The sequence below is a fragment of the Celeribacter sp. SCSIO 80788 genome (assembly GCF_051054295.1).
GTDB lineage: Bacteria > Pseudomonadota > Alphaproteobacteria > Rhodobacterales > Rhodobacteraceae > Celeribacter.
The window spans coordinates 2980870-2995120 of record NZ_CP150482.1 but is presented as its reverse complement, the minus strand read 5'-3'; the positions used below and the strand labels follow the sequence as shown (position 1 = coordinate 2995120).

The 14251-nt window shown below is 61.0% G+C and carries 11 protein-coding genes; 6 read left to right on the top strand and 5 right to left on the bottom strand.

What is annotated here, in order from left to right:
- Window positions 1–9: 9 nt before the first annotated feature.
- Window positions 10–2436: a glycosyltransferase family protein gene (locus V1471_RS15090; protein WP_434289835.1), complete on the top strand. Its 2427-nt coding sequence runs from the start codon at window positions 10–12 to the stop codon at window positions 2434–2436.
- A gap of 14 nt (window positions 2437–2450) precedes the next feature.
- Here the strand turns inward: V1471_RS15090 and V1471_RS15085 are convergent, their stop codons facing one another.
- The 5 genes from V1471_RS15085 to V1471_RS15065 all read right to left on the bottom strand — a co-directional run bounded on the left by V1471_RS15085 (window position 2451) and on the right by V1471_RS15065 (window position 8763).
- Window positions 2451–4718, bottom strand: coding sequence for a hypothetical protein (locus V1471_RS15085; protein WP_434289834.1), 2268 nt, complete (start codon window positions 4716–4718; stop codon window positions 2451–2453).
- Window positions 4719–4836: 118 nt separating this feature from the next.
- The gene (locus V1471_RS15080) at window positions 4837–5727 is read right to left on the bottom strand and encodes a glycosyltransferase family 2 protein (protein WP_434289833.1); all 891 of its coding nucleotides are present in this window, start codon (window positions 5725–5727) and stop codon (window positions 4837–4839) included.
- Window positions 5724–6299, bottom strand: a complete 576-nt coding sequence (locus tag V1471_RS15075; RefSeq protein WP_434289832.1) for a hypothetical protein — start codon at window positions 6297–6299, stop codon at window positions 5724–5726. Before V1471_RS15075 ends, V1471_RS15080 begins: the two co-directional genes overlap by 4 nt.
- A complete protein-coding gene (locus V1471_RS15070; protein ID WP_434289831.1) occupies window positions 6296–7927 on the bottom strand; it encodes a glycosyl transferase in 1632 nt (543 codons plus the stop codon). The genes V1471_RS15075 and V1471_RS15070 overlap by 4 nt, the downstream gene beginning before the upstream one ends.
- A gap of 50 nt (window positions 7928–7977) precedes the next feature.
- Entirely contained in the window at window positions 7978–8763 is a 786-nt protein-coding gene (locus V1471_RS15065; protein WP_434289830.1) for an ABC transporter permease, read from the bottom strand.
- Window positions 8764–8957: 194 nt separating this feature from the next.
- Between V1471_RS15065 and V1471_RS15060 the strand changes: the two genes are divergently transcribed.
- The 5 genes from V1471_RS15060 to V1471_RS15040 all read left to right on the top strand — a co-directional run bounded on the left by V1471_RS15060 (window position 8958) and on the right by V1471_RS15040 (window position 14221).
- Window positions 8958–10082, top strand: coding sequence for a hypothetical protein (locus V1471_RS15060; RefSeq protein WP_434289829.1), 1125 nt, complete (start codon window positions 8958–8960; stop codon window positions 10080–10082).
- Window positions 10083–10149: 67 nt separating this feature from the next.
- A complete protein-coding gene (locus V1471_RS15055) occupies window positions 10150–11316 on the top strand; it encodes a UDP-galactopyranose/dTDP-fucopyranose mutase family protein (protein WP_434289828.1) in 1167 nt (388 codons plus the stop codon).
- Window positions 11316–12269, top strand: coding sequence for a glycosyltransferase (locus tag V1471_RS15050; protein WP_434289827.1), 954 nt, complete (start codon window positions 11316–11318; stop codon window positions 12267–12269). The genes V1471_RS15055 and V1471_RS15050 overlap by 1 nt, the downstream gene beginning before the upstream one ends.
- A gap of 155 nt (window positions 12270–12424) precedes the next feature.
- Window positions 12425–13549, top strand: coding sequence for a sugar transporter (locus V1471_RS15045; RefSeq protein WP_434289826.1), 1125 nt, complete (start codon window positions 12425–12427; stop codon window positions 13547–13549).
- A 3-nt stretch (window positions 13550–13552) separates the two neighbouring features.
- A complete protein-coding gene (locus V1471_RS15040; protein WP_434289825.1) occupies window positions 13553–14221 on the top strand; it encodes an ABC transporter ATP-binding protein in 669 nt (222 codons plus the stop codon).
- Window positions 14222–14251 lie beyond the last annotated feature (30 nt).

Below are 14251 nucleotides of genomic sequence, written 5' to 3'. Positions count from 1 at the left end.
CATTCCATGATGGCCAAGACCCCCCAAGACACCGCCGCGAAGGGCACCGATCTCAAGGAACTCGTCAAGCAGCTCGCGAAAGAGCAACAGCGGCGCATGGACTGGGAGCGGGCCTATCACGAGATCGCACAGTCCAGTTCCTTTCGCATCGGCCATACGATGGCGCGGTCCCTGAGCAGTTTTCGCGGCATTCTGGCTCTTCCTTTGCGACTGATGCGGGAGGCACGTGCCATTTTGGCAAGCCGAACGGCAGACAGGGCGGTCCCAATCCCACGCCCACGCTATGCCTCTGCTCCGGTCAGCTATGTGAACCTCGGGGGAGAAACGGATTGGATCGAGATCTCGGTCAAACCCGGGGAAAGGGTGTGCATCGAGGGGCGCCTTTGGCTCAAGACCGTCACTCCCAATGCTCAGAAAGTTGCGCTTTTTACCGTGCAGTTCGTGACGCGTTCGGGCAGCGCGCTGAAATTCGATCCTTCCGACAATCTTGCATGGCTCGCGAAACAGCAATCGGCTCAGGCCTATGTGTTGCAACAGGATCAGCCCGTTTGCTTTGCACAGGATCTGATCGCCCCGGACCGGGCCGCGCGCTTGCGGATCGGTCTTGTCGGCTGGGAGGCGAAGAACGGGTTTGCCCGTCTCAAGGTGCAGCGGGATGCGGGATGCGTCCCTGCCCCGCGCGGACTTCTGGCGCTCGGACATGTCGCCCCGTTCCGGCCGCATGCGCATCTCAGCCCGGAAGAGCGGGAGGCCCTGCCGAAACTGATCACGGTGACGGATGAATTCACCGCCGAATGCCTTGCGCCGGACACCCGAAGCGTGCGGATCGGCAAGAAGACCTGGCAGGAGGACTTCCGGGACAACCGCGACGCTTTCGCCTTTTTTGCCGAATCCGCCTGGCGCGGCAATGACGGCGCGTGGAATTATGCCATGACCAAGCCGGAGAAATGGGGGCGCGAGCTGAGCGATCTGATCGAGGCCTGCAAGGGGGACGGCATTCCCACACTGTTCTGGAACAAGGAAGACCCGGTCAATTTCGACACGTTCATCGACACCGCCCGTCAGTTCGATCATGTGTTCACCACCGATGTCGGCTGTGTTCCGGCCTATGAGGCCCGTGTCGGACGGGGGCATGCCCATGTCATGATGTTCGCGGCGCAATCCTCGTTGCACAACCCGGTCCGCAGCGAAGAGAGGCAGAACCGCGTGGCCTTCACCGGGAGTTGGCGGGGGGTCAAATATCCGAAGCGGGCGGAGTGGCTCGACCTGTTGCTGAGCCCGGCGCAGGAACGTGGAGTTTTGGATATTTACGACCGGTTCAGTGACGAAAAGGAGAACCCCGACCTGATTTTTCCCGCGAAATTCCAGCCTGCGCTGCGGGGAGGCTTGCCTTATCCGGAACTGGTCGAACGTGTCTACAAGACCTACGACGCTTTCGTGAACGTGAATTCCGTGGAAGGCTCGGACACCATGCTGGCGCGGCGGGTGTTCGAGATCATGGGCTGCGGCGCGCCGGTGATGTCGTCCTATTCTCCCGCGATGGAAAAGGTGTTCGGCGATCTGGTGCTCATGCCCTCGACGGAGCAGGAGGCCGGCGACATGATCGACCGGCTTCTGGGCGACGCGCTTTACCGCGGCGCGCTTGCCACGAAAGGGGTGCGGCTGATCCACAGCAAGCACACCTATCGGCACCGGCTTCAGGAGATGTCGGAGAAAATCGGCAAGCCCTTCGTCGCCAAACCGGCGCGCAAGGTCTCGATCCTGTGCAGTTCGAAACGTCCGCAGTTTCTCGAGGACGTCGGGCGGCAGATCCGGGCGCAGACCTATGCCGACACCGAAACGATCTTCGTCATGCACCGGGACGACATGGCCGAAGAGCAGGTCGCGCGTGCGCTGCACGGGGTGCGCAATCTGAAGATCATTCGCACCTCCGAGGAGAAATTCCTGGCGCATGCGCTGAACGATGCGATGCAGATCGCCGAGGGGGACACGTTCGCAAAATGGGATGACGACGATCTCTATGGGCCGAATTACATATTCGACTCGCTCCTCGGGTTCGACTACGCGCCACGAACCGCGCTGGTCGGCAAGAATAGCTATTTCACCTATCTGCAACAGTGCGACAAAACCTATCTGCGCTTTCCGGGGCGGGACAACCAGATGACCAATCTGGTGCATGGCGGCACGTTGATCTGGGACCGCAAGAAGACGGAGGGGCTAAGCTTTACCCCGCAAAGGCAGGGCACGGACACGGCGTTTCTGAACATGTTGCAGGAGCGGGATCTGCCGATCCTGTCGACCAACATCTTCAACTTCGTCCACATGCGCTATGCGGACATGGCGCAGCACACATGGAAGATTCGGGATGAAGATTACCTGAACGGCAAGACGAACTTCATCTGTGACGGGCGCCCCGGCGCGCGGGCCTACGCCTAACCGGGATAGGGGCCTCAGAACACGAACATGTCGGAGGTGAGCTGCTCCGTCCCGATGCCGGAGATGGTGATGATGTTGTTTTCGTCGAGGTAAATCTGCGCCGAACCGCCCGGCGTTTCCGTCAGCTGGTTTGTCACCAGATCCTCCCAGGACGTGATCTCGGACACCTCGCTCAGGTCGATGATCTCACCCTCCGCGATGTCGAAATCGTAGATCGTGTCGCGCCCGAAATCGTCGGAAAAGATGAACGTGTCCTTGCCGTCCTGACCGTACAGAAGATCGTTGCCGCCCTCGCCGCGCAGCTTGTCCTCGCCGGAACCGCCCCGCAACTGGTCGTTGCCGTCGCCGCCGAACATCGAATCTGCGTCACGGCCCCCCGACATGTAGTCATTGCCCGCGCCGCCCTTCATGTAATCGAGCCCGTTCGAGCCGTAGAGCTTGTCGTTGCCATCCTCGCCGTAAAGCCGGTCGTGCGAGGTGAAACCGTAGATCACGTCGTCGCCGTCGCCGCCGTAGATGATGTCGCGCTCCCGGCCGCCGTCGAGTGTGTCGTTGCCGCCGCCGCCATAGATCGTGTCCTGCCCAAGCCCGCCGTAAATCGTATCCGCACCGTCTTCGCCATAGATGATATCGTCCCCGTCGCCTGCGTCGATGACATCATCGCCGCTTCCGGCATAGATCTCATCGTTGCCTCCAAGACCGAAGATCTGGTCGTTGCCACTGTCGGAGAAGATGATGTCCACAAATTCCGTGCCGAAAATCGTGTCGTTTCCCACCGTGCCGTAAAGCTGAAACGCCGCCTGATTTTCCCCGCCTTCGAGATCGACGCGATCCAGGGTGAAAAGATCTTCATAGGAGAAGTCGGAGGCATAGAGATCGTATCCGTCATGCGAATAGAGGATCAGTTCCTCATCGCCATAGTGAATGCGAATGCCCGAGGGGATGGTCACGAAACTGAGCTGATCGAGACTGTTGAGCCCTTCCCAATGCGACAGGTCGATCCGGTCGGTGCCGAGGCGGAAATCGCGGATGACGTCCGTTTCACCATCCGCAGCGAGGACGAAGAGATCGGCGCCTGAACCGCCTTGAAGCTCATCGCTTCCGGCACCATCGTAGATGATATCGTTCAGACTTGTGCCGGTGAGGGCCTCCGCCGCGCCCGATCCGGCGATGAGGCCGTTTTCTGCGGACATATCGACATAAAGATGGGTCAGACCGTATTCGCTTGAGGAACTGACGAAGATGTCGATGCCGTCGGCGTCCGCGTAGAGCGCAATATCGGAGATATTCTGAAGGGACATCGCCGCGCTGTCGTAGATATGCGACACGCAGGTCAGCGTGCCGTCGGGCAACATGAGATAGAGCGCGACGCCGCCCTGATTGCCGCCGACCGCGAGATAGGTGTCGCCCTGATAGGCGATCGTCGCCACGGCGGTGACATTGCCGACATGGGTCACGCTGTCGGAGATGACCTGATCGATCATGGTCAGGGAGCCGTCTTCGGCCATCTGAACGACATGGATCGAGGAGGAGTCATAAGCGCCGACGACGAGATATTGCACCCCCCCGATCTCGACCGCGACCATGGAGCTTGGGGTCGTGGCCCAGAACAGCTGATCGGCATCCATGGAGGCACGGGCAGTAAGGGTCCCGGTCGCCGTGTCGATTTCCCAGACCTGAAGCGTGTTGCTGCTTTGGGTTGCGGCGACGAAATAGCTGTGCCCGTCGATCTCGGTCACGAGGGAGGCGCCGATGGCATCGTTGTCCACATTGCTGCCGTAAGACATAGTTCCAGCCGCGGAAATGGTCTTTTGCACCGTATCGATCTGGAGCACCCCGATCTGCGCCTCGCCTGCGATGGCACCCAGAACGAGGATTTTTCCGGTGTCGAGCTGGATCGTGCTTGTGCCATAGAGATCGCCGGAGAAGGCCGTAACCGTCCCGAGGGAGGTGGAGGTTCCGAAGATGTCCGTACCGTTCGCGGTGATCAGACGAAAGGCCCCGGAGACACCGCCGCCGGTGAGGATGTAATCCTGCGCAGCGGTGTTGAGCGCGGTCAGATCGCCCTCGGCCCCGGCCGTCACCCCGGTCGAGAGCGTCAGAGCGTCGACCTTGACGAGAGAGCCGGATTGAAGCTCCCAAGCCGATGCGCCGCCGTCATATTGCCCGACCGTCAGAACGAATATCCGGCCATCGACCGTCACGACCTCGATGTCGGATGTATGCGAGAAATACTCTTCATACGCGACATGCTGTGTCGATATGTGTTGGATCGAGACCACGGTTCACACCCCCTTATACCCGGGTATAAGTGTCTCGAAACGAGGTTGCTTTTCATTTGCGCGAAAGCGGCGTTTTTGCGGCCCCTGTTTTCAATTTGGCCGAAAATCGCATCAAAATTTATCGGACGTGGCCGGGGGGAGATCCTGTTTCTTTCATGTTTTCAAAGAATTGCTCTGAGAGCCTGTCGAACCGGTCGAGAGAGGCCTCGTCGAGCCCCTGACGCGCCCAGGTGACGAGACCGGAGGCGAAAGCCGCGAAAGCCGTGTGCCAGTCCGGGGCAAGCGAGGCCAGTTCGCGGCGCACCGTGTCGAGCGCGTCGAACACGCAGAGCCGCTCGTGTCCGCGACGATTGGTCAGATGCGCACGGCCCGTGTGGACACGGTGATAGGCGCACATCCGGTCGCTGGCGATCACGGTCTTCGCCCGGCTCAACACGCGCCAATGAAAGGCGAGATCGTTGTGCAGCGGGATCTCCATGAAGCGGATGCCTTCTGCGCGCAGAAACTCCGTCCGGCAAATCTTGTTCCACGGGTAATTGGCGGTTTGCGCGATCAAGTGACGCTGGGCGGGCGACAGGACCTTGTGACGTGCAAGGCTTAGCCCCGCTTCGGCCCAGACGGCCTCGTCATAATCCGGCTGCCCCCAATGGCCGTGGCGCAGCTCGCTGCTCTGGGCGTATTTGAACTGGCACAGGTCGAAATTCGGGGTTTCGGCGAGGTGTTCTGTGAGACGGGAAAGCTCCGGCAGGAGCGTGTCGTCGGCATCGAAGAACAGCACATGGGTGCAATCCACCAGATCCAGCCCGGCGTTGCGTGCCGCCCCGGCACCGCGATTGTCGGGCAGGCGGCAAAGCGTGACCCCCTCCATCGCAGGCACCGGCAGGGGGGAGGCGTCATCGACGACGATGATCTGGCGAAACAACCCGCTTTGCCGGGCCTCGCCGACGAGGCGCGTGAGCCCCGGAAGGTCGTCATGGACCGGGATCACCAGAGCCAGATCGAGCTTCACAGGCTCAGCACCTTCAGCGTGTCGAACGCGATCTCCATCTCCCCTTCGGTCGGGCAGAAGATCACAAGCTCGCGTTGATCGGCCTGTCTCGGGAAATCCGGAGCCTGAGCCAGCGCGAGCGTGGCGCAATGGTCCACGCCGCCCGGGGTGAGGTGAAGCTCCGGGAACAGAAAACTGTCCTGAAACCCCTCTGCGGTGTAGCTGCGGATCGCCAGTTCGAGGCGCAGCGGCGCCGCACTGGCCGCGCGCAGGATCACGGCGAGATGCGACATTTCCGACATCTTCTCGAAACGTGGCAGGTCGATATGAAGCGCGACCCAATCGACCGGGGCGATCACCCGCGCCGCGAAATGAAACCGCTGCCCGGCTTCGCTGGTCCATTCTCCCTCGACTTGCCCTTTTGGGTCGATGTGGAACTGCATCCCGTCGGCCATCGGACGGGAGGTCACAGGACCATGGGCATTGCGGAGCGGTAGGAGGTCCAGCACCTGACAAGGCGACAGAGACACGCCCCGCCGTGTCGCGCGGAGGCGGATCAGACGCTCCCGCAGTGCTGTTCGAACCCGTCTCACAAATCCTCCCGGATGAATTGCGCGTCCCAAAAGGCGCGCGTGGTCATCTTGTCATAGCCGGTTTTGAAGGATTTGCGGAGTTTCGAATGGCTCAGGAGCCAGCGCAGCGACAGGGCCGCCGCGCGACGACCGATCCGAAAGGCCCGGCGCTTGTCGTGGCGGAGCACCATCGCTGTGCCGCGCGTCTCATCTTGGACGACGACCTGACGGGCAAAGAAATAGCTCCGCATATCGCCTCGGGTGCTGCGGTCGATGACCCGGTCTGGCATCCATGTCGCCCAGAACGGTACGAGATGGCCGTTCAGGGTCAGTTTGATCCATTTGCGCCGCCAATGCGGATCGGACAGCGAGAGGGGGCTCACCGGTTGCATCGGGGTCGGCCACCAGCGCTCGGTGGAGAGGAGTTCCGCGACAGCCGCCCGGCCCTTTTGCGCGGTCGGATCGGTTGCAAAGGACTTTGGGCCGGAGAGCACCTCCGCCCAGGCGAGAAGCTCGGCTTCGGCGCTGTCGTAATGCAGGATGAGGATGTTGCGCACGATCAGCCGCAGGGCGACCGACAGCGCTTTGAACCGGGACAGGCGCAGGCTGTCGAAGACCAGCCCGTGGATCAGGTGATAGCGGAAATCGAGATAGCGGGTCAGCGGGCTGGATTTCAGATCGAACCCCTCCTGCACGGAGGCCACCCCGGCGATGCGCCAGAGCGTGAACGGGTTGGACAGGGAAAACCCGGAATCGTCGCCGCGCACGAAGAAGGGGAAGGGCCAATGGCGCAGGGGGGCGAGCGGGAAGGCGAAGAACCACCAGCCGCCATAATGATTTTCGGGCAGGGGCGCGTGGGCGTCGCGTTCCATTTGCAAGGCGTCGGTGCGCGAGGAGGGATCGAGACCGTGACACAGGGGGCGACACAAACCGTCGAACGCGGCACCGTATTCGAACACGCGGGGCGGCTCCGTGTCGGTCAGCATGGCACCGAGCACGGCGGCCCTGTCGTCGCGCGCGCGCGACAGAAAGGCATGGGGGCGGATCAGCGCCTCCGGCGTGGTCGCGGCGTCGTCATCCATGAACAGCGCGTGGGTAAACCCGCCGTCTTGGGCGAAGGCAAGCCCACGGGCAAAACCGCCCGATCCGCCGAGATTGGGGTTGTCCAGACGGGTGAGTTCGGGGGCGGTGGGAAGCGTCAGGCTGCGCCCGTTGTCGACCACCACGAGATGGGCCGCGCCGGGCGGCAGATCTCTTTGCAAGCTCGGCAGAAGTTTGGCAACGGCGGTGCGGACCTCTGCCTCCCGCCGATAGGTCGTGATCACCAAAGCGATGCGAATGGCGCGGGACGGCGGATCGGCGGACCAGCCGAGACTGTCGAGCGACACCGGCCCGCGTGCGGTAATCTCGGGCCAGAAAATCCCGCTCTCCGCTCCCTCCGGCAAGGGCAGGATGAGCGGCAAATCGTGCTCTGCGTCGAGAACGGGAGATGGGTCGCCCTCGTCGCTCTGCCGCCAGAGTTTGAGCTGCACTCGTCCGGTGCCTCGCAGGACGAGACGGGGATGCGCGAGATGCGTGGCCGCGCTCCAGAGGCTCAGGTTGAACAGGTCCTCCCAGCGATCGAAGGCAACTTGGTCGCCATCTCGCATTGGAGAGCAGTCCCGCAGACGCAGGGGGAAAACCGGCGCGCCCTCACCCGTCATTCTTCGAGAATCCACCGGTAGTGGCATTTCAACAGCAAAAGCGCGAAGGCCAGAAGCGTCAGGGCGAGGCCATAGACATAGGCAGGGCTGATATAAGCGGGATCGTAGGTGGCGTAGAAACCGCGACGGATTTCACCGATGGCATGGAGGATGGGGTTGAACCAGAGGATCGACTGGGCCGCCTTGGGCAGATCGTCGAACAGGAAAAAAATGCCGGAGGCCAGAAACAGCGGGCGGTTCACGATGGTCCAGATGTTTTCCCAGACCGGGAAGAGCCCCATGAGAAAACAGTTCATCATACCGAGCGCAAAGCCGGTGAGAACGAGCATCGCATAGCCGTTCAGGATCGGCATGAAATCGAGCTCGATCCGCGTGTCCTCTAACATCAGGATGGCGCCGAGGACGATGAAGGAGACCGCGAAATTGGTCAGGCTGTGCAGGAACAGCCGGGCAAACAGGGCCTCGATCCAAGAGACGCGCGGATAGGCCAGAAGCGGGCGCGAATAGCCGAGACCGTGCATGATCACCCGCGCCAAAGTCGCAAAGAGCGAATAGGGCAGATAGCCGGTGGCGTAGAACAGGATGAAATTGTTGCCGAGCGCCGGTGCGCGCACAACCAGAGAGAACCCTATGGCCAGCATCACGATGATGCCCACGGGTTCGGCGATGGCCCAGAAATAGCCGCCCGGAGAGCGCCCGAAGGTCGAGGACATTTCGCGCATCATGAGGGCAAAAATGTTCCTCAGGGCCTGAAAGCGAAGGGGGTCAACGGTTTTGTCCACCAGAAATCCAATCTGTTCGACCAAGTTGCTCGACCCGAATACCCGGAAAAGTTGTTAAATTGTCTTAATGAAACCGCGCGGATCGGCACTTTTTCGAATAAATCGTGCGAAGCCCAGGTCTTGCAAGCCGGTTGCCATGTGACAGGCGGCACGGTACGAACAACTATACGGCGAGTTCCCGGTGAACACTACAGATGAAACTGATCCTCTTCATCGGCCATCACAAGGCTGGCTCCACCGCTCTGCAGGCCGCTCTTGCGCGGAACTGCCGGGCGCTTTTGCGTCAGGATGTCCTCTATCCGGCGGTCGAAAGCAGCGGGCTTGCGATGTTGGCGGGGTTTGCCTCCGGGCGGATCGGAACGATGGAGCGCCGCACCTGGCCGATCCCGCTGAATTATCGCGAAGGCCATAATGCGCTGGCCTTTCGCATGTGGTCGCCGGATGGCGTCCCGGACATCCACATGCCTTTGCCAGACAAAGAAGAGATCGCCCGCACCATCGCTGCGCAGATCGAGGCGTTTCGCCCCAAGGCGGTGGTGCTTGCGGCGGAGGTGTTCTCGAATTTCGGCGCGCGGGGGACCGACCTGATCCGGGAACTGGTCGCGATGTTTCCCCAGATCGACGATATTCATGTGATCGCCTCGCTCCGGCGCGTCGACGATTATCTCGTCTCCTGGTACGGTCAGCGGCTCAAGTTCGGAACCATCCTCAAGCCGCTGGCGGACACGGTGCCGCGGCATTACCAGAAGGGGGTGCATTTCGATTACCGGCTGATGCTGGAGCCATGGATGACCGCCCTGCCGGAAGCGCGGTTCACGATCCAGAGTTACGACGAGGTGCTGGCGCAGGGCGGCAGCGTCAAAAACTTTTTCAAGCTGGCCGGTCTTAAGACCCCGCCGCCCTGGCAGGCCTCGCGGCGGCTCAACACAAGCGTGCATCCGGCCATGATCGAATTTATCAGACGGGCGAATATCCAGCTTTCGCGCGAAGACGCGCGACGGTTTCGCACGATCGTCTCAAAAATCGCTTTGAACGATGCCTTGCCGCCCGCGAAAGAGGTCGAAATGTTCGGCCCCGTGGCCCGCGCCAAAATGCTGCGGGTGTTCGTGCCGATCCATGACTGGTTGTCCGAAGTCACCGGACGTCAGGCGTTCTTCCCCGATCTCGACGCGCTTGGACGCTGCCGTGCGATCCCGGAACATGCGCTTTGGGAGGAGGTGAAAATACGGCTTCTGTCGCAGCCCGACCTGCGCAGGGACGAGGTCCTGTCGCCGTTCCTCGAAGAGATCACACTTATCCCGCACCAGCCATCTGAATAAGGAAATATTAAGGATACAGATGCCATACCTTGCTGAGCCAAAGAAAATGCCAGCAAGGATATCGAGAATGAGGATGGACGTCTGCAAGAGCACCGGGATTGCGATCGCGGGTGCAGGCTTTTCCGGTGCAACCGTCGCGCGGATTCTGGCGGAGGCCGGGTATCGCATCACGGTGTTCGAAAGCCGCGATCACGTGGCGGGCAATTGCCACACCGCCCGGGATACGCAGACCGGCGTGATGGTGCATGAATACGGGCCGCATATCTTTCACACCAACGACGGTGCGGTCTGGGATTTCGTCAACCGCTTCACCCGGTTCGAAACCTATCGCCACACGGTCGTGGCCAATGCGGGCGGACATACCTATTCCCTGCCGATCAATCTCGGCACGATCAACCAGCTTTTCAAACGCGATTTCTCCCCGGCCGAGGCCGAGGCGCATCTGCGCGATCTGGCCCATGCGATCGAGACTCCGGAGAATTTCGAGGACCAGGCGCTCGCCCTGATGGGCGAAGAGATTTACCGTATGTTTTTCGAGGGTTACACGCGCAAGCAATGGGGCTGCGATCCGGCGCATCTTCCGGCCTCGATCCTCAAACGCATGCCGCTGCGGTTCGATTACAACTGCCGGTATTTCTCCCATCAGTATGAGGGCATGCCACGGGACGGTTATACCGCACTGATCGAGGCCATGCTGGATCATCCGAACATCGAGGTCGTTTTGAACACCGCGTTCAGCCCCTCGGAGGCGGGCATATGGGACCATGTCTTCTGGACCGGACCGATTGATCGGTTCTTCGAGTATCGGCTGGGCCGGCTTGGCTATCGCACCCTCGATTTCGAGCGGGTCTATGGCGAGGGCGATGTGCAGGGCTGCGCGGTGATGAATTACTGCGACGCGGATGTCCCCTGGACCCGGATCACCGAGCACAAGCATTTCGCGCCCTGGGAGACGCATGAGAAAAGCGTGCTGTTTCGCGAGTATTCGCGCGCCGCGGGACCCGATGACATTCCCTTCTATCCGATCCGGCTTGCCAAGGAGCAGGACATGTTGCGCCAGTATGTCGATCTGACAAAGACGGTGCCGGGCGTGACCTTCCTCGGGCGGCTGGGGACCTATCGCTATCTCGATATGGATGTCTCCGTCCGCGCGGCGATGGACACGGCGGAACGGTTCCTTCTGGGGCAGACACAGGGCAGCCGCCTGCTGGCCTTCGCGACGGCGGCGATCTGATGCGGGTGGCGGCGATCCTCACCACCTACAATCGGTGCGACAGCCTGATGCGGAGTCTCGAACGGGTTCTGGCCGAACCGTTCGACCGGGTGCTGGTGGTGAACAATGCCTCGACGGATGACACGCGACTGCGGCTTGAGGCGCTGAACGATCCGCGGCTGATCTGTCTGCACCTCGAGAAGAACACCGGCGGCGCCGGTGGGTTCAGCCAAGGCGTGCAGGCGATGACCGAAGGGGGGCTTGCCGACTGCGACTGGCTGTGTCTGTTCGACGACGACTCCTGGCCACAGGCGGGTGCGATTGATCGGTTCACAGCGCTGGCGCCCGACCTTCCCGCGCGGGTCGGAGCGGTCGGGGGCGTGGTGGAGACGGTTTCCGGCGAGATTTGCGAGATGAACCGGCAGGGGGTGAATCCGTTCTGGCAGCTGCCCGCGTTTCTGCGCGCGGTTTTTCACGGCAACCGGCAGGGATTTCACTTTGCGGACAGCGTCCTCACCCCGGCGGCTACGCCGAAAGACGCGGATTTTTCCTCTTTCGTAGGCTTTTTCCTGCGCCGCAAAACAGCCGAAGAGATCGGTCCGCCCGAAGCCGGGCTGTTCATCTATGGTGACGATGTGCTCTACAGCCTCAGATTACGGAAAGCCGGATGGCGTATCCTTGTGATGCCGGGGGTTCGTTTTACCCATGACATCGCGACCTTCGGCGGCGACTTCGTCTATCGCCCGCTCTGGAAGATTTATTATCACTGCCGCAACGGTGTGGAGATCGCACGACGCTCCGCCGGGCCGGTGATCTTTCCCCTCGCCCTTCTCTACTATGTCGCGATCTGGTCGAAGCGTGGGCTGACCTGTGAGGCAGTGGAGCGAAAGACCTATTATCGCCTGCTTTGGCGCGGTTTGCGCGACGGGCTCCGGGGACGACGTGGGAAATGCGATGCACTTCACAGTCCCTGAGCGGGCCGCTCCGGCACCCCAGAAACGGTCATGACACTGAACAGCTTGCCACGAAGCTTCTTGAGATGAAAACGGGTCGAAACATGAAAGACATGGCACCGTCAGGCAGCTCTCCCACCCCGGAGAAAAAGCGCTCCCAGCCTCAAAGTCCCGTCTTGCCACATGCAAAACCGGCGCGCCCGAAGCGGCGGCACCGGATCGTGGCCTATACCTTCATCTCGCTTGTGCTGATGCCCTTTCTGTTCAGCGTCTTTTATCTGTTTGGCGTGGCCGAGGATCAATATGCCTCGACCGTTGCCTTCACGGTGCGCAGCGAGGAAAACAGCAGCGCGTCGGATTTCTTCGGCGGCCTGACGCGCACGCTCGGGAGTTCCGGCGGACATGACAGCGATATTCTCTACGAGTTCATCCAAAGTCAGGACATCGTCCAGAACATCGACGACAAGATCGACCTGCGGGCGCTGTTTTCCATCCATCAGGACAGTGATCCGTTTTTCGCCTTTGACACCGATGGCACGATCGAAGATCTGACAGACTATTGGAAGCGCATGCTGCACCTGTCTTACGACAGCGGCTCGGGCCTGATGATCATTCGGGTCAACGCGTTTCGCCCGGAGGATGCACATCGGATCGCTCAGGCGATCCTCGTTGAGAGTCAGGCCGTCATCAACGACATCTCCGCCACCGCGCGCGCCGATGCGACACGCTACACGGAGGAAGATCTCGAACGCGCCGAAACCCGGCTTCGGCAGGCGCGGCAGGAATTGACGGATTTCCGGGTCACCAACCAGATCGTCGATCCCACCAAGGACATCGAAGGTCAGATGGGGCTTTTGAACAAGCTACAATCGCAGCTCGCCACTGCCCTGATCGATTACGACCTGCTGGCCATCACCGCCCAGCCCAACGATCCCCGGCTCGAACAGACGCGCAGGCGCATCGACGTGACACGCAAACGGATCGCGGAGGAGCGCAACAAGTTCTCTGGCGAAAGTGCCGACGGGGACAATTACGCGGCGAAAGTGTCCGAGTTCGAGAAGCTTTCGGTCGATTATGAATTCGCCCAGATGGCCTATACCGCCGCCCGCAGCGCCCATGACCTGGCTCTGGGCGAGGCGCGGCGCACGACGCGGTATCTGGCGACCTTCATCACGCCGACGCTTGCGGAACGCTCGATGTATCCGGCGCGCGGCATGATTCTCCTGCTCGTCGGGCTGTTTCTGTTCCTCGGCTGGGCGATCCTCTTGTTGATCTATTATTCGCTCAGGGACCGTCGCTGAACCATGATCCGCTTTGTCGATGTCAGCAAATCCTTCGCCACACCCGATGGCAAAAAGGTGATTCTGGATCGGGTGAACCTGACGCTGCCGGGCAAGACCTCGATCGGGCTTCTGGGGCGTAACGGAGCCGGAAAATCCACCCTGCTGAAGATGATCGGCGGCAAGACCAGCCCGGACAGTGGCGAGATTCAGACGACCGGCAGCATTTCGTGGCCCGTGGGCTTTGCCGGATCGTTTCACCGCAACCTGACGGGGGCGCAGAACACAAGGTTCGTGGCGCGCGCTTATGGCGTCGATACGGAGTCGCTTTTACATTTCACCAAGGAATTTTCCGAGCTCGGCGGACATTTCCATATGGCGGTGCGGCATTATTCCTCCGGAATGCGTGCGCGGCTCGCCTTTGCGATCTCCATCGGAATTCCCTTCGACACCTATCTTGTGGACGAGGTCACGGCGGTGGGCGACGCCAGTTTCAAGGTGAAAAGCCGACATTACTTTCAGGAACGCATGAAACACGCGGGCGCGATCGTGGTCACACATTCGGTGTCACAGCTGCGGCTCTTCTGCACCTCCGGCGCGGTGCTGCATGAGGGGCAACTGCATTATTTCGAGGACCTTGAGGATGCCATTGCGCTTCATCACGACATCCTCGGGTCACAAGAGGACGAATGACCCCCGCACCGAGATACGGGGGCCGTCCTG

Coding starts and splice junctions, on each gene's coding strand:
- V1471_RS15090 (WP_434289835.1), top strand. CDS start 10: ATGGCCAAGACCCCCCAAGACACCGCCGCGAAGGGCACCGATCTCAAG.
- V1471_RS15070 (WP_434289831.1), bottom strand. CDS start 7,927: ATGCGAGATGGCGACCAAGTTGCCTTCGATCGCTGGGAGGACCTGTTC.
- V1471_RS15060 (WP_434289829.1), top strand. CDS start 8,958: ATGAAACTGATCCTCTTCATCGGCCATCACAAGGCTGGCTCCACCGCT.
- V1471_RS15055 (WP_434289828.1), top strand. CDS start 10,150: ATGAGGATGGACGTCTGCAAGAGCACCGGGATTGCGATCGCGGGTGCA.
- V1471_RS15050 (WP_434289827.1), top strand. CDS start 11,316: ATGCGGGTGGCGGCGATCCTCACCACCTACAATCGGTGCGACAGCCTG.
- V1471_RS15040 (WP_434289825.1), top strand. CDS start 13,553: ATGATCCGCTTTGTCGATGTCAGCAAATCCTTCGCCACACCCGATGGC.